The organism is Thermicanus aegyptius DSM 12793 (assembly GCF_000510645.1).
Taxonomy (GTDB): domain Bacteria; phylum Bacillota; class Bacilli; order Thermicanales; family Thermicanaceae; genus Thermicanus; species Thermicanus aegyptius.
In genome coordinates this window covers 1,995,735-2,013,260 of record NZ_KI783301.1, presented here as the reverse complement: position 1 = coordinate 2,013,260, position 17,526 = coordinate 1,995,735, and the positions used below count along the sequence as shown (strand labels likewise).

General features: G+C 42.3%; 12 protein-coding genes. All 12 read left to right on the top strand.

The features are described from left to right. Window positions 1-109 precede the first annotated feature (109 nt). Entirely contained in the window at window positions 110-892 is a 783-nt protein-coding gene (locus tag THEAE_RS0110625) for a Maf family protein (RefSeq protein ID WP_028987458.1), read from the top strand. A gap of 604 nt (window positions 893-1,496) precedes the next feature. Next, window positions 1,497-3,065 carry a copper amine oxidase N-terminal domain-containing protein gene (locus THEAE_RS22060; protein ID WP_028987456.1) on the top strand — a complete coding sequence of 523 codons (1,569 nt, stop codon included), beginning with the start codon at window positions 1,497-1,499 and terminating at the stop codon, window positions 3,063-3,065. Between the two features lie 465 nt (window positions 3,066-3,530). Continuing rightward, the gene (locus THEAE_RS0110610; RefSeq protein ID WP_028987455.1) at window positions 3,531-8,477 is read left to right on the top strand and encodes a hypothetical protein; all 4,947 of its coding nucleotides are present in this window, start codon (window positions 3,531-3,533) and stop codon (window positions 8,475-8,477) included. Between the two features lie 166 nt (window positions 8,478-8,643). Continuing rightward, window positions 8,644-8,982 (top strand): hypothetical protein, encoded by a 339-nt coding sequence (locus tag THEAE_RS0110605; RefSeq protein ID WP_028987454.1) that lies wholly within the window; start codon window positions 8,644-8,646, stop codon window positions 8,980-8,982. Between the two features lie 738 nt (window positions 8,983-9,720). Further along, window positions 9,721-10,674, top strand: a complete 954-nt coding sequence (locus THEAE_RS0110600) for a hypothetical protein (protein ID WP_028987453.1) — start codon at window positions 9,721-9,723, stop codon at window positions 10,672-10,674. Beyond that, window positions 10,667-11,689 (top strand): DNA adenine methylase, encoded by a 1,023-nt coding sequence (locus tag THEAE_RS0110595; protein WP_028987452.1) that lies wholly within the window; start codon window positions 10,667-10,669, stop codon window positions 11,687-11,689. The genes THEAE_RS0110600 and THEAE_RS0110595 overlap by 8 nt, the downstream gene beginning before the upstream one ends. Window positions 11,690-13,171: 1,482 nt before the next feature. Continuing rightward, window positions 13,172-13,363: a hypothetical protein gene (locus THEAE_RS0110580; RefSeq protein ID WP_028987451.1), complete on the top strand. Its 192-nt coding sequence runs from the start codon at window positions 13,172-13,174 to the stop codon at window positions 13,361-13,363. An 85-nt stretch (window positions 13,364-13,448) separates the two neighbouring features. Beyond that, entirely contained in the window at window positions 13,449-13,655 is a 207-nt protein-coding gene (locus THEAE_RS23275; RefSeq protein ID WP_039945062.1) for a DUF5348 domain-containing protein, read from the top strand. Window positions 13,656-13,671: 16 nt separating this feature from the next. Beyond that, window positions 13,672-14,226, top strand: a complete 555-nt coding sequence (locus tag THEAE_RS0110570) for a recombinase family protein (RefSeq protein WP_028987449.1) — start codon at window positions 13,672-13,674, stop codon at window positions 14,224-14,226. 29 nt (window positions 14,227-14,255) lie between these two features. After that, window positions 14,256-14,948, top strand: coding sequence for a hypothetical protein (locus THEAE_RS0110565; RefSeq protein WP_028987448.1), 693 nt, complete (start codon window positions 14,256-14,258; stop codon window positions 14,946-14,948). Window positions 14,949-14,977: 29 nt separating this feature from the next. Continuing rightward, window positions 14,978-15,721 carry an HNH endonuclease gene (locus THEAE_RS0110560; RefSeq protein ID WP_028987447.1) on the top strand — a complete coding sequence of 248 codons (744 nt, stop codon included), beginning with the start codon at window positions 14,978-14,980 and terminating at the stop codon, window positions 15,719-15,721. Between the two features lie 1,343 nt (window positions 15,722-17,064). Next, window positions 17,065-17,514, top strand: a complete 450-nt coding sequence (locus THEAE_RS0110555) for a hypothetical protein (RefSeq protein ID WP_028987446.1) — start codon at window positions 17,065-17,067, stop codon at window positions 17,512-17,514. The last annotated feature ends 12 nt before the right edge of the window (window positions 17,515-17,526 follow it).

Below are 17,526 nucleotides of genomic sequence, written 5' to 3'. Positions count from 1 at the left end.
CAAAAATGCGCGAAACATGTCGAATTCCTTGGTGGATCGGCCAAAATCCGATATAATGAAACTGTTTGGACAAACTAGACGTAGGTTTATATGAGAGAAGGAATGAATCTTGGAAGTAAGATCACATGCTTTGCCCATTCTTCTCGCCTCCTCTTCGCCCCGGCGAAGGGAGCTGTTAGCCGGTCTGGGCCTACATTTTACCATACAATCGAGTCGTGTCGAGGAGGAGATCGATCCCCATCTTTCTCCCGGCGAGATGGTGGAAAGGCTCGCTCTCATGAAGGCAAAGGAGGTCGCCTCTTCCCATCCCGACTCTCTCGTGATCGGCTCCGACACCCTTGTGGTTGCGGAAGGCAAGGCGCTGGGAAAACCGAAAGATGAGGCGGAAGCCTTTCGCATGCTGGGCTTCTTACAGGGCAAAGTTCACACCGTCTATACCGGCATCGCATTGGTTCATGCGGCTTCCGGCAAGGAGCAGATCCGGCACTCCTCTACTCGGGTTAAGATGCGGCCTCTCTCCGAGGCGGAGATCGATGATTACATCGCCACCGGGGAACCCATGGACAAGGCGGGGGGCTATGACACCACAATGCACCTTGGAGACATTGGTCAGTATCGTATCATATCTGAGTCGCCAAGCGGAGAGCCGGAAATAATTGTTGGTCACACTGTTAGCAAGGTTACGTTTAGACCGATGAGCGATGCAGAGATTGAAGCATACATAAAGACTGGCGATCCATTAGATAAGGCGGGCGCGTACGGCGTACAGGGGATTGGGGCGGTATTCATTGAAAAAATTGAGGGGGACTTCTACAGTATTATGGGGTTACCCTTAAACCTGCTTTACCAGATGCTGTTAAGGTTTGGAGTCAGCCCTTTCAAGACTGATTGAAAAGAAGTTCGCATTTGAAGGTGCAATAAAAATTGGCACCTTCTTTTCGTTGGTTGAGTTTTTGGTCGATTTATTTTTTATAACGAGTAAAAATTTATTTCAAAAATCCGACTTGAAACATAATCAAAATTTCTGTAAGTTAAGGATACCACGCCTTTTTAGAAAAACTTGATGGTGGTCAGATTTTTTGATCGATCTAATCGGTTTCTGGACAAGCGGTATCGTTACTTATGCATACGGAGGGTGAAGGTATTTATTTCGGTTCTGATGGCACAGGTTTTATCACTTGGTCAAATCTATTCGTTGCCACCTTTGATACCTTTACTTGGTCAATGGACAAAGGACTGCTCTCCTTAAAGGGGATCAAAAAGTATATTCTTTATCACGGTGAAGTGTCCGATGCGAGATCATCGAAGATAATTGAAGATAATTGAATGTTGCCTTTTGGTTAAGCGTAAGTCCTTGGATGAAGATAATCTTGAGTGAAGTGTGTAATATAGGAGCGGATATTTTTTAGATAGGGATTTTTTCTAAATTTTTCGATAAGAAAATCGATCTAAGTTACATTACATGAAGTACACGTTCGATGAAGGAGGTCAGCCTAATGAGAAACAAGCCATATGTAAATGAGGATGTTAAATTGCAGATGGAAGCTACGTATACTCGACATAGTAAGCCGAAACGTTCATTCGATCTCGTTATAAAGGGAATCCTGATAAGTTCGTTCATGCTGAGCAATATCGCTATGGGAGGGGTATCCGCTTTTGCAGCGACCTCACCCGATCTACCCAATTTCCCAACCTCTGTTCAAGCTTCACAGCAAATCCAAGTCCAAGAAGATGAGCTTGTGATCAATTTACGAATGGCGATCAAAGCCATCGAGGACATTGGATGGAGTCCCAAGAATCTGCAAGCGATATCGAATAGCCTTCATGCTATTGATGACAAATTGAATGACGATATCAGCTATAGGTTCACATTTGGATTGAAGGATGCCATTTTGGACACTAAGTTAGTGATTGCTCAATATGGCGGGGATGGTTTGACGGAGCTTAGGGGAAAAGGGAATTCGATCAACGAGACATTACAAAGCATTGAGGCAAAAATGGGGATGTCCACTCCTTCAAATCATGCTTCCCCACCGCCAGTTTATAAAAAGGCTGAAGTACGAATCGCGTCCGTAGCCGAGAATAACGTCACCGTAGTCATGGACGGTCAAATCCAATCCTTCCCCCAACCTGCAGTTATCATCGAGGGCAGTACGATGGTTCCAATGAGAGCAATCTTTGAGAAATTGGGAGCCGAGATCAAATGGGACGGGGAAACCCGAACAGTCACCGCAACCAAGGGCAATACCGTAATAAGATTAACGTTAGATAGAGACATTGCTTATATCAATGGTAGTCCGGTGAAACTGACCGCCAAGGCACAATCCATCAACGGGAATACGATGGTTCCATTACGTTTCGTCAGCGAAGCCCTTGGCGCAGCGGTAAAATGGGATGGGTCAACAATGACCGCTTACATTGAAAGTGCAGGAAATACCGATCAAGCTTCACAACAGGTAATTAACGGAATTAAGGTAAAGTATGGTCGTCATACGTATGGAGTATCAACTCAATCTGAATATGACCAGTCTCTCGCGATTGTAGAGGACGCTTTAAAGGGGTTTGACGATGTTGTCTTTGGTGGAATGTACAACGAGTATTACGAGTTATTTCTTGAAGGTGAGAGATGGTCAGGAGACCGGAGGGATCGATCCGAACGAAATATTGGTCTTAAAATTGCTGAAGGAAGTATCGGTGAACTTGTTAAAGCGGGTGTCAGTAAGGATGTGATCAGAACAGTAAGTAAGGCATCAACAGTTGCAATTGACTTGCTCCAAGGTAAGACTGATCCGCTTGACGGGACACCTCGTTCTCTCTATGATGCACTAATTTTGAACAGAATTGATTGTGATCCAATAGCCGAGACGTATTCAGCCGTTTTCGACAGTCTAGGCTTTAACACCATGATTATTGGTGGAAACAACCACGCAGAAGTGTTGATTCAAATCAACGGAGAATGGTGGGAAACGGGTTCGGGGGCATTTAGGAAAGCAGATCCTAAAAAAGCCATATCCAACGGATCATATGTTATTTCGCAGCCCACTTTTGGAACTCTATTTGAATAGGATAGTGAGTACTAAGGCGATGTCTTGAGCGACATCGCCTTAGTATTTTCCGAAAATTTTTTTCAGAGATCTTTTCTTCTTTTGGACATGGAAATTAAGAAAAAATACAAGTAGTAACGATAGGACTGATTAATATTCAGTAGTGCGAACAACGGACTTGATAAACAGGTTGAGACTTTAAACGTAATCGTGAACCAATATTTACTGGGGGTATACCCACCAGATTTTAGGATATTGCACTCAGTGGATTTTGCAAAATGAATATTGCTGAAGAAACACTTTACTCCGCATCCCGAGACGGTGTCCCACCCGGCACCGTCTTTTTCAATTCCCAACATTTCTTACGGAGTTCATTCACGTTTTCGATCTAAATCCCAATCAATTTTACATCTATCAGGGAGATTGAATGCCAACCATCAAGGCATCCCGATCCAATCTAAGATTTCCCAAGGAGGAGAAGAGAGAATGAGGAAGTTGTTTACCATCATGGCTTCACTGGCTCTATGTTTCTCGCTGTTCTCAGCTTCAGCTTTCGCCGCTGAGTCAACCGGAAACACAGAGACCACAGTTCCCACCAATCCCACTCCGACTAGTGAGTCCAGTCTACCCACTCAACCCGAGCAGTTGACTGACAATAGTCAAGGGGTTGTAACGGACGGTCTGTATGTGGACATTTACTATCCGACCGATACCAGTACCTACATTCCAGAGTTCACCTTGGAGCTTTGGGATGTCCAGACCGACAAGTTAATCAGTTCCGCTACAGGCAACAGCCAGAATTACCAAGACGGGAAGTACCGCCTGATCTTTAATCATCCGGGGTATCGATTTGGCGATGAATTGGCTTTAATCTTGCGAAAGACGGATGGCATCATCGAGGAGATTAACTTCAATGGCTACCATCTCAAGTTGAACACTCACGTCAAGTTTACCATCGACCAGTTCACTTATTTTGAGGGCGACAACGATGAGCGAGCTTTCCGAGACCTGACCGCAACCAAGCTCAACCCGCTCACAGCATCTTTGGTAACCAACCCGAAGAAGGTTGGTCTTTCGCTTCAATCGGAGTCCGGCACTCCGTTAAAGAAGACACCTGTCGAGATCAAGCTGTTGGAGGGCAAAGGCTCATTCCAAGCGACTTCAGACGACAACGGTATGATCTGGCTCGACACCGACAAGTTGACATGGAAGTTCCTCGTATCCTCAAAGGGGTTGACAGCAATAAATGGCTCCAACAAAGCCGAGGTCGAGCTACCGGCACCAGTGGTTGCAGGAATACAGAAGTCTGCGGTCATCCTGCCCATCATTTTCAAATCAGCAACTTCTAAATCCGATAGCAAGATTGCTGTTTCTCTGTCGACCAATGCTAATACTGACTTGAGCAAAGCTTGGTCGGAGTTCGACCTCACCCTAACGGATGCAAATGGGGTGACGAGCACTCATACGCTCAATCTTGACAGCACGACCATCCAAGGATTAGCTGACGGACAGTACAAACTCGAGGTTTCCAACGCCAAGTATGCAGATATTAAGCTTGCTTCCGCTTCTCTCTCCGTCCAAGGGGGTAAAGGGGGCATCAAGGGCACGATTCAGCCGAAACATGTTCTCGAAATCAGCAAGGATGGCAACCCTTACAGCTTCTCAGTCATCAACGTCCCCAAGATCGCTGACAAGCAGTACAAAGGAACGAAACCCAAAACCTTTGCCGTAGCACCAGGCGAGTCGTACATGATTAAGGACAACGATACGGGCAAAGTGGAGACGGTCGCTATTGACGCCAAATCCCCGATTACCAGAGTCATTTTAGGTGCTGGAGTGGTATTTGGAGGTTCGGCAAGCACGCCGTATACCGGCGACCCAATCATTTATTTAGTCATCTTGTTTGGGGTATCAGTGATAATTGCATTTGGAGGTCTCATGGGGTATATGAACAATCGCAAAAAATCGATAGCTAAAACAAAATTGATGAGTCTTTTATTGGTTACGACACTCTTAACTTCACTTTTTTCAGCAGTAATGCCTGTATCAGTCTACGCATCAGGAGATTCGAGTATCGCGAGTATCGGAGGAACTGATCCTGCACCAGGAACACCGACTTCTCCGACTCCAGCGGGAGAATTTCAGACATCAAATCAAATTGCAGTCCTTCAGTTCGGTTTCATTCCGAACAAGGTAAAGCCAAGTGGCGAGAAGGTCTTATCAAATTCCTCAGGGGTTGCTGATCTTGAAGATCCCTTCAAGTTTGATTATGAAGACTTGATGTTCTATATGGCTCCAAGTAAGATATCGGATACCCTGTGGAGAAAGCAAGGCTCGGGCTTAATTACTTTCAAACGGGGGCAAGGGGTGAAGACCCTCTACGGAAATAATCCACTCTATCCGAATAGTCCTGTCGGGAAGAGTCATGAAGAATTGATGAAACGTACCTTAAAGTATGCCGACCTTGCTCGTAATATTGACAACTACAACTACTTCGAACAGATTATTGGTGATGCCCTCTACAACATAGATCCAAAAAATTCGAATAGATCGTTATCTGGACTAGGGAGTGATCGGGTTATCGGTGAATCTTTGAAAACCATGATCGAAGATTATATCACCAATCGGAAAGACAAAAGTGAAATCGATGCCCAAATCATCGGTGGTTTAATGGTTTGGGGGTATCTAGATCTTATTAAATCCAGAGGCATCCTTACTGGAGATGAATATAGTGCTTTTGAACAAATGATGTTGGATAAATTTAATAAGGGTGAGCTGATCTTTTTTGCTCAGACTGTGGTGGGGGTAAGTGTAAAGGACAATCGCTCTGCCTATGACCGAAATTATGCCTTCATCCCAATGCATCAAGCGACCGATTGGTATCTTTGGATAAGACAAAAAGCTCGCCCGACCGATAAGGTTGTTCAAGGGTTGACTGCAAATCGGGAGTATGAAGCTGTAGTGAAAGGCGGAGCCCCAAAAGGTGGAAGAAGTGATTCTTCTCCGTACAAGGAAAATGGTAACCTGCAGTTCAGTTTCCGCCCCTATGCAAGAGATTACTATGCCAGAACCTTAAAGCCGGTAACCGACAGTGTACCGTTGTCGGAAGAGGTTTCCAAAAATCCATTTGGTGGTTGGGGCTTCCAGCCTTGGGGGTATGGGGATTCTGAGCAAGCCAATACGCCAGCAATCGATGCTCAATTGAATGTCACAGTAGTCGATAAAGATGGCAATCCTACGAACGAGGTTTTCAATGTTCCAGTAAACGGATGGACGGAACATAGTGAAAGATATTTAGGTGTTCTTGATATCAATAATGATTCGGATTCCGTGATTCGGGGTGGAATGGAAGTAACTTATAAAGGGAAGACTTATACAATTCTTCCTGACGAAGACGCAAGATTCACATTAGTTGATAAGAAGGACAATGAGAATATTAATAAAGCGGTATTAACAAAGGAAGCTGTAGGCGAAGATTTAACCATTCCTGTTCCTTCTCCGGGGGCGAGTACTTGGGAAATTCGATTGGGGTATGATACTCCCTTGCCGCTCGATCTGAACAAGTATTTGGGCGGAGACGAATCATCGGGATCATCATCGGTAGAAAACAAATATGAAGGCACTGGTGAGTTCTCCAATGCTCAAATCACCTTATTCGTTCAAGCACAAGAAGCTACTTCTAAAGATGAAAAGGTCGAGAGCAAACTTGAAGTTCCGCAATGGCGACTGTCGAAGTATTGGGAAGATATTTCTCCATCGGCTAAGAATCCGGCAACGTTCAGTCTCCAACTTCCGATTGAGACGTTCATAAACCCAAGCGTATCGCCATCAGATGTGACCTTTAAGTTACTCAATCCTAATCTGAGCCAAGTTCCTTGGGCAATCAGTAGAGCTAAGTTGTTCAATGATACACTGTATCGCAGCTTTTCTCCTTTTAACACGTCAGCCGAGTTCAACCTTGCCGGAGACCTGTTAGCTCTAAAGGACAACGGCACAATCAGCAACAATAAATTTGCATCTTGGGTAAATAACATGATCTTGTTCAATAATCGTATCGGTTCGGCAACCGCAGGTTCCCCTGCCGGACAAGCAACGGTAACCAAGAGCTTCTTGTTCCAATATGGGGTCGATAGCGGTGTTGATCCGTTCCGTTACACCGAAGATCGCAGGGTGAAGGATTGGTATCATGACACCAAGGATGGGGGTCACTGGCATTACAAATGGGAGCCAAGAACATTTGACGCTACAAGCCAATATACAACGGCTGACTACGATACGACCGTAACCTTCCAGCGTTACATTCCGAAAGATAGTGCCGCTCCGAAGACTTTTGAAAATGCTTCGGAGTCAGTCAACGGCAAGCATTGGGAGACGAATCAAAGTACGGAGACTTTGAAGGTCAATCCAGAAGTCTTGATGGCGTATGACGATCAAAACGGCAACACAAGTGTCGCTTTTGTCGCAGGAGATAGACTTCGCCCGATCAAACCTGTCTCGTACAATGTTGCTCAATTCGTCAACGTCGATGTAAATCCGACCGTAACAGGTATGTCGGTCGCCACTGATTCGAACGCCAAGCAATTAGCAAAGAGTCTTAATGCAGCAGACAAAGAGGTTCTTTACAAAGGCAGTGCGGTAACCACGAGCTTCGATGTTAAAGGTCAGCTTGAACTGAAGACCTTCGCTTTGGACATTGGTAACTCCGCATTGAAAAATACTTGGAATCCGGACACAACCTACTCGACCGATGCAATCAATGAAGCTTTCGTATCCAAATATGCGACTAAGGATGAAGCTAAGGGCAAGTGGAAGGTGACGCTCGATGCGGATGGAAAGCCGGTGATTGGCGGTAAGGAGTATGGTGGTAAACAAGGAAAAGTTGTGGCGGAGCAATCGGATGAATCGGTAAAAACTTATGTTTTGGAAGTGCGCAGTGGTAAGCTGGTGGGGGTCAATGGCAATCGCAACTTGAACAACCTGCCGACCGAATTGAAGGAAGCCTTGACTCGGATGCACATCCTCGGTGATGACAACGTCTTTAACACTTTCGAGCGCGGCACTGGAGCCAAACTGACCGAGGATATCGTAGCGACTCTTGGTAATGCTATAAGGGGGTCGAGCGATCTAGCTGTCGGTAAAGGCTTCTACAACGAAGACTCGACAATTTTGGTCGTAAGAGAGTACACCACGACCTTCAACCTGCCATCCTACATGACTACGGACAAAATTCCGATGGAGATTGACGGTTTGGAAGTTCCGGTAGATAAGAACCAGTTCTTCTCCAAAGGAAAAACGGGTCATACTTTGCTCCAGTACAAGGTGGCGGATGTCGAAATGGTTGCCGATTCCTCCAAGGGTGATTTCGGGGTCAAGAAATCCACGCAGTTTGTGGTCGGCAACGCGAGTGTTTTAGATAGTTTCTCCAGTCCGTAATGGTTGTCTGTTCGGGGGTTGTAAAGGCTTGGCATTGATTTGGATATAGCAGTCTTGAAATGAAGGTGTCGAAAAAATCGGCACCTTCTTTTCTTGCGATGATGTTTCGATTTACGGTATAGTACTACAACACCAATTTTTCTATTATTTTGCGAGGGGTGTTGTCATGTCCAGCATAACTGAAGCCGATTTGCATAATCGTTTTCCTTGGTCAAAGCCGGTTGTCCCGTGTTTAACCGATAAGGAAAAGCTGGAGGGTTACTTCACTGATCCGATGCCTTGGAACTTTGACGAACCTGTCTTAAGGTTAATCGAGCAAATGTTTACAGAGATCGAGGCGTACTTCACCAAAAAGAATCAGCCTGTCGAAATTGCGATCTACGGGATGCATGAATTATTTGGCGAACTCCAGGTTGAAATGTACAGTCCTCATCCTAAAGTCTATCGGATCGTGAAGAAGTACCAAAGACTATCGAGGGTTTTATTTTCAGAAGAAGAAGATTAAAGGCAATTCATTGATGGGTGTCGTGAATAGCGGCACCTTTTTTGTGGCTTAATCAAGCTGTGGTGCAGGAACATAAAAATCAACTTTTGCACCTGAATTTTCATATCATTTATTTCTTAATGAAGAGGGCTGACGATAAAACGTTAGTATTTAAAGTCGATTGCAATTCCGATTAGTTGAGTTAATTCAAACAAAGGTAAAACACGGGTATGTACCTGATCGGGGTTATCCATTTGTTGAGATCCTTCCCCTCCCATCCCATCTGACCACTTATCCCACAATTCCCACTCCCGTCCCCAGAGCTAGGACTAACCAAGTCCGAGGCTCTTTTTTAGTTTCATAAGACGTGTTACTTGGCAACAACATAAATTTTTCGCTCGACAATGAAAAAATGCATTTGAAACAAAAATTTGATGGATCAGAAATTAGGTTGGGCGTAACTCAAAAATTCCATATGGGAGTTGAGTGCGCCATGTTGGATAGTTCGTAAGCTTTCATTGATATTTTCGATGGGTGTTTCAGTTTAGATTGCTTGTTTTGAAATAAAAGTACCCTTTCAGACAGTTTGAGCAGGTGAATTGTAGTCTGAGAGGGTTGTTTGAAAAGTTGAAGGGGTTTATTTTTTACGCTTTTCCTTCTGGATTAAGAGATTAAACCCAGATATCGGACGGGTTACTCTGCGCAGAGACTTGATCCGCTTCCAACACATTCCAATATTTCTGGGAAGGAGAAGGCGAAATGGTAGATACGAAAAAGGAACAATCCTTGGAACAACCGGAAATGACTCCAAATGAGTTGGCTACGATGTATTCTCATGAATTTGTCAACAAGTCCCCGGTAAGTCAGGCTCAGAAAGATAGGTATAAGCGTCCGGCATATGAATTTGCTACAAAGAAAGAGCTTGAGCGTTATAAGAAGGTGTTCGGGAAGTTCTTTGAGGTGGAAGTTTTCTTCGGTGTAAGTTTGATTTACGGCTATCCGAACGGAGTATTTGTGGGGGTCATCAAACCTTTTGGCAAAGGTGGTTCTCTTCTGAAAGGACATACATTTTATCTCCATGAGGCGGACAATCCGCATCTCGAAAAAGAGATCGAGGATAAATTGAAGCCCATCTCAAAAGATATTAATCGTGAGATTATTCAGAGCATTATCACTTATGCCATTGAAATGAAGAAGCGTGATGAGTACATCGAGATCGATGAAGAAGAACTGAATGCTTTGTTATCGAACAGCTTAAATCGCAATGAAGCCGCCGCGCAGTTCATTAGGTTGGAGAATAGTTTGGTTGCGGAACCTGAGTGCGTTGCTTCATTAGCGTTGAAAAATTACGATAAGAAATTTCATAGCGCAGTTTTGCTTGATACTCTACGCATGAAACGTAGGTTTGGTGAGCATGCAGTAGGGGTAAGTCGAGAGACTATGCTGAAGCTTTTTGCTGGTTTTAATGATATTGATGATACTGATGATGATGAACTCGATCTTAAGGCAAACAATGCGGTTCTCAATTCGGTTTTTGCGGCATGGAGAAAAGAAGGGTTTTTGATTAAGCTGACTGAGTATGGTCGTTTTAATGAGAAGATTGCGGATCTTAATAGTCAAGGAGCAACTGGTCGGTTTTATATTGTAAAGAGCAAAAAGTTGTATGAAGCATGGAATGAGTACATGAAGGAGGAAGGTATGAGCAATGAGTAATTCGATGTTTATTGGGGGTCAGGAGGGTCTGGAGGGGATTGTTGCCCCTCCTTTTAACCCGAATAACAAGCCGATTTCTTGGGATATGTTGATTAGAGGAGCGATCCTTTCAATAATCAGTTATATGGGTGGCAAACGCGCTCTTGTCAAGCAACTCGTCCCCTTGATCGAGTGGGCTGGTCGAGAATACGGGCTTGATACGTTTATCACAGCGACAGGCGGGGCATGTCGGGTTTTACTGAATCTTGATCCCGATAGATTGATTTTTACGCGCAGGGTCTATTCGGATGTTGATTACTCTTTGGCGAGCTTGTTCCACGTCTTAACGGATGAATCTATGACGAGAAAATTGATTCTTCGATTAACCTATTTGGATTACACCGAGTATGTTTTTAAGGCAGCTCAAAAAGCTCGATGGGCAGATGATCGACTAGCCAGATTGGGTAAGTTTGAGGAAGCTTCCGACTATGTGACCGCCGCGGCAAACATGTATATCTTAGCCAAGATGAGTTATGCCGCCAACCTGAAGTCCATCAATTGGTTAACTGTCGTAAAGAAGAGGGATAAGTATTATCAAGATGTCCTTAAACTTCATCAGTTCAACTCAATCCTATCGGGAGTGAAAGTCTTTCGGATGGACTGCCGGAAACTGATCAGGGAAGTGGAATCAAGACAAAACGGTTATGATCCTAAGCGAACGATCATTTTCTGTGATGTTCCTTACGACACCGATGAATGTTTGATTAAAAAGCATTACGACTATTCTTGGGACAAGCGGGATCATATCAAATTTCGAGAACTAATCAAGGACTGTGAGGCGTATTTAATCATTTGTGGTTATAGAAGTGAGCTTTATGACGTTTTGGTTGAGAAGTACCCTGAAAGATGGCAGAGAGTGTTCTTAAAATCCAAGCATGTCTCATCTTCTGCGAGTGGTTACCATCAAGATGAATACATTTACATCAACTTCAAGTTATCGCCCGAGATGTATGCGCTGATTGAGTCTGAAAGGTAAGGTTGATTTTAGGAGCGCCGGTCATCTGTACCCAAAGGTATCAATCCCAATTCGGCTGTTTTTGTCGAGTTGGGGTTGATTTCTTTTGATAAGAGCTTGATCGACAGATTAAATAAGCATCGCTAAAAGCACACTTTTGAGGATGACAGTTGGACAACAGGAACTACAATCTGTGCTAAAAGCACACTACTGCCGGTATACTTGGACTCATTCTGACGGCATGTTGTCGCAAATTCGTCTTGAAATCGGGGTTAATTAACATATTCGGAGGTAAATTGTCAGTGATCTTGCGGAGCACTGTTGATATTTGTCGAAGAATGCGAGTTAAGGATCACTGCAACGAGGTTATTATTATTCGCATTTTCGTAAACCGAATTTTTTCGTATTAGGTCAGGGTGATTTTTCTCCCCATATCGGGGGTCGTCCACGCCCTTCACAAAGGCTCCAAAATCGCCCTTACAACCCCCTCGGCTGTCATAGGTCTATCCTGCCTTCAAAAGCGTTACAAAACGGCAGACAGGTGGCTCATACCGTTCGTTTGAATGGCGGCTCAATGCGTAGTCGGCTGTTCGTTTTACATCTGCTCTATTTTGAAAGGTTTGAACATGCTCTTTCTAAGGCAGTTTGCTTCAATCAGGTTGAGGGAATGTCGAGGACTCGGAATGCTTATGGGGGTTTGCAGATTTTTAGAACGACCAGAAATGGTTTTATAAAAACGCTTCAAAGGTCGTTAAAGCCACATAGGTCGTATTGAAAAAAGATGAGCTGCCAAGTCTGAATCTTACTGACAGCATGTTGTCGCAAACCTATGGTAAAAGCACAGTTTTCGCCAATACGGTATTCGATAGTTCAGGACACAGTAACGACGTCAGGTTCTAAAAGCACACTTCTTGATGGAGGGGTTGCCATGACAAATGATTTTTGCACAACCTGTCGTTGCGAAAGCAGGTATGGACAGAGGGTTAAATGCCATTTCGTGGAGTAAGATCTGCGAACTACAAGGAAAAGGTACTCTGATCAACTTGAGATGATAAAAATTTCGAGAGTTAACTTAAACCAAATCGATATTTGAATGTTCGTCAGACGCTAAACTCGTTTTTTTCCGCGATGGTATAAAATGGTATCTCAGCCCCCTCCATTAGGGGGTCGCCCATGTTCGCTTCTTGTTCGCCTTTTGCTTTGCCCTCCATATTTGCCCTCTGCCCCCTCTGCCCCCGCTTATGGCTATCCTCCTATTACCCGCCCTCTGAAAATCGCTCATAGGGGCGTTCAGGCTCGTCACGTGCGGTTATCACTTCTCGGTCGATGGTCGGTCGCCCAAAATCCAGTCGTATCAAGGGGGTTCGGCTCTTTGGTTTAGTCAAAAAAAATATAAAATTAGTTAAAAAACTACTTGCTTAGTGGTTAAATCAGAGTTATACTCGTAATAGAAATGGAATAGGTAAAAAATAATAAAAAAGTAAAAAATTGAGAGATGAAAGGATGATTGAAATGATTGAAATGATGGAGCAATTGTTGATTATGTTTTTGGGTTTACTGAGCTTTTTCCTTGGGTTTCATTTCTTCACCGTTGCGATGGATGATTTAGGTGAGACTGTTAAAGGACGCGTTTCAGCTGTGTTGGCATTTGGGTTCTTCATTATTATGATTGTTACCAAATTTCTCATTGGTTGATTTGCAACAGTGAACGCACTTTGTTGTTAAAGAACGCAAGTTGGTTTGAAGGGAGGTGAGCAGTTCGGTGCAGAGAAAGGTTCCGATGTTCTACGATCCAGATTCAGATCGCTGGTGTGTTGGACAAGATGGAGATAGTTATGGACTCCATTGTGGTGAATGTTTCGAGATCTACTTGGGCGAGAGTGCCATTCCTTGCCGGATTGAGATGGATCGAGACTGGTATCTGATCATTAATGGGGTTAGTTTTAACCTTCGGAAATCGAATAGATATCTGGTGAACATGAAATAAAAGTGAGGTCGAGAATATGGCAAGAGTTGGTTATCTTCGTGTAAGACGGAAACAGGAAATTGAAGAATTTGAGAACAAAGCCAAAGTGGACAAAATTTTTATAGACTTGACGGACGAGTTCGGATTCACGAATGGTGATTCTTTGAAATCAATGTTGGAGCAGCTTGAATTTCAGGATACTGTCGTAATTCGTAATTTATGCGATGTTGCAGATGATGTTATCGAATTACGTAAATTTATAGTCACTTTGAGGGATATGGATGTAGCTTTGGTAATGCTTGAGTCGAATGATTTGAGTATCTTGACGCCACAAGGGTATGAAACACTTTCTATGATTGTAGAATTTCAAAAGGACAAGGCTAAGGGTCAACAATTGAAACAAATGAAAGCTGGTCGACCTTCCAAGCCTTATCCACCAAATTTTCTGGAGGTATATGAAGCCTACCGCACCAAGAATGTTAATGGATCAAAATCAGTAAAAGGATTATCGGGACCGGAAGCCGCAAAGAAATTGTCGATCAGCTACAATAAGTTCCGCGAGTTGGTCAAGATTTTCGAATTAAAGGTTTAAGTTCTGCTTTATAGAGAGGGGAAGGGTGAATGCGTTCGGTGATTAGCTTTTCTATCAATAAGACTGATAAAGAAGTATTTGAAGCATCAATGATTGCCCTTGGTGACAATCGGGAAAATCGGTCTTTGCGGGGTAAGGAATGGCAAAGCGAGGTCATTCTTGCCTTTCTTGAAAGAAGACTTGATAGCAGTGATTATGTCAATGTAGAAGGTTATTCGGTAAGATGCGAACACTATTCGAACCTTCAAAAGTTTAGTCGTGAGGTTAACTTTATTAATGATGATGAATGGGAACAGGGATATAAAGGCATCATTGAATCGACTTTTAGTAAAGGTTCAAGATTTAACAAAAAAACGGAAGTGGATCTTTTAATTGAGCAACTTGATAAGGCGATGATTATCGCTGAGTTCAATGAATTTGCATCAGAAGTGGCAATTGTTGATGGTAAGAACATTCGAACACTGCTAAGAAATGCCTTGACCACGGGGTATAAGAGATACATCAATCAGATTATCTTTCTGATTAAAAAATATCAAAAAGAAGAACTGTTTGAGACAGTCCTTAATAGCAGAAAGTTAATGGATGCACTGGACATATTGGATGAAGACTATGAATTAAGGGCAGACATAGGAGGTGATGATCGAAACGAAGCCGGGGATGAAACGATAGGACAGAGGAAGTATATCGTTGATGTTGATGAGAGGGATAAGAGAGTGGTTTGAAAAATAAATCCTGAGGAGTGTGTTATCCTATGAATATCATAAATGTTATTAATACAATTACACTTCCCCGTATAGAAGATTGGGAGGTTAAAGAGCATTGGCGTAAAGAATGGATTCCAGTTTCGGATGAAAAGAGTACAGATATTGAAATCGACAATGACTTTACGATAAAACAACGTGCACTTGCTTTAATGAGAAGCCGTAAGACGTGGTTGATGAATAGGGTTTACACCACTTATTACGATGAATATTCACTTTTGGTTTGTTTTGATTCAGGAGGGGTTTATTATTTCAATAATAAAAAGTACGAATTGGTAATTCAAAATAACCATATTTATTTAAGAGATTATATAACGGGTGAAACCAAACTTGTGTATGATGGTGAGTTCTTCTATCCTACTCCGAAAAAATGGCTGATGAAAAGTAGTTCAAGATTAAGTAGGTCACATCGTTATGGAATAGAATGGGGGAAAAATGGTTTTAGAGCAGACAGAATTTTTATAAAGGATCATCAGCTAATTGCAGTTCTATATTTCGGACAAGAGGCGATATATGCTGTTGAAGAGTCTCATAGTTTAGTCGTAAACCATCGGAATCTAAATAAGCATGATAATCGTCCTGAAAACTTAGAGCTTTGTACAGATGAAGAAAATACTGAGCACTACCTTACTATGAAACCAATTCTTGAAGCAAAAAAGTTGGAATTTTCAAGATTAGTGGTGAGTATAATTCAACAAATTTATGGTAATGAGAGTCAATCTATTGTAAGTTAGTTAAATAGTAACAAAAGAATAGAGGTAAGGTATATGGCGAATGGTAAAATTGAGTAGTATTTGAAGCGCAGGATCATGGTAGTTGATTCTGCGCTTTATAAATATAAATGAAAAGCTGTAAGGTTACGGTTTTTAACTCAAAGGCAAAACAAGATTTGATTAGTAAACAAACCGAGAACTGGTTAGAAATCGATCATTAGTTCTAAATGATTATAACTTACATGATTTTTCGGAGTTAACAAACAGCGCGGGGACAATTATATTAACTCTTTAAATGTTAATCGGAGTTTTTCCTTTGATTCGTATAAGTAGAAATTATCGGGCGGTAATTCATTTTTATTACAAACTGGAGTGGTTTTAGCTCGACAATGAGTATCTATTTAAATATCAGGACTGGTTTTAGCTCACAAATGTGTATCTGTATAAAAATCAGGACTGGTTTTAGCTCACAAATGTGTATCTGTATAAAAATCAGGACTGGTTTTATAAAAAGAAAGACTTCTTTTAGAAAAAGTGTGAGTATTTTAGAATGATTCAGATTACCATTATAACAACAAATGAGTGGATTTATAATATGTTAATACTTTTTAGAATTAGCACGACTTCGATTATAAAAAGACTGAGTTCTCTAATAAAATTGCGGAGTAGTTTTATAAAAGATTTTGTTATGTCTTATTTTTGACCAAGTAATGCTTCATTTTGAAGGAATGTTTTATAAAATTTTGGTTTTCAAATATGGGTCATGCTGAGTACTGCATTCCAATTTGGGGTATGAATTGCATGTTTCTTCAAAAATGGTTGTTCCTTCGTTTATGTTGCTTTTTCTCGGTTTCCTCGATTTACCACAAACGAAGTCCTTCTATCAACAGAGATTAAGATCTCGTTCAAGTATTTTTCAGGTGTTTTACATGGAGCAAAGAACAAATGCGCTTTATTGTGTTGTTTTCTGCTTACTTCCTCAAGAATCCTATCTTCGATTGGTCACATCTAGTCATATTTCACTCCGCTTTTGATTGCGACTTTCCCCGAGCAATAAATTTTATTTTCAAGGGCATGTTAGTTCGATTTAGACAGTTTGAAAGTGAGTAATTTTATATTACTGAGGGTTGGCTACTTGTATAAAATTATTCAGCTCATCCCCCCTTGGGCGGTTTTCCCTTTATGCGTCTAGGAATTTCACGAAAATCTAAACCTCCACAAGCCTAAAAGTACGGCAAAAAACGATTATTTCCCTAAGTTGGGGGTCGATTCAACATGTAAAGTGTTGGTTTTGTTGTTTTCAGAGGACTTGATCGAGCAAAATTGGAGATCCATTTGAAAAACACCAGAAGGGATGTTGGGACATGACTGATGTGAGATCACAGATTGTGACCGATTTCAACTTGTTAGTTGAAGTTTCTTCACAGATTAGTGCCAAGTTGACTTCATCGAACCTGACAGACAATGAACGCCAACTCTATTTACTAAAGCTCTCTGTAATAAAGATGATTACCGGATTTTTAAAGGCACTCATGGATCAATCGCCCAAGTTGAAGGCTCTAGTAATGATTTGTTTGACTGATGGCAGATGCAGCAGTGAAGAAGCGGAAAAACTAGGCTTTCGCAGTATCGGTCATATGCGTTTTGTTAGGGATCAGTTGCGGACTTTGTTGGCATCGTCTGTCTTGGAGACTGGAATCATTAATCTACTTATTCGGACGAATTCCATTGCTGAGGTTCAAGAGATTATCGATTGGTATAAAGCAAATGTTCTTGATAATGTCCAATTAAGACGTTTTATCACACGGAATTAAAGGAGGGGGTAT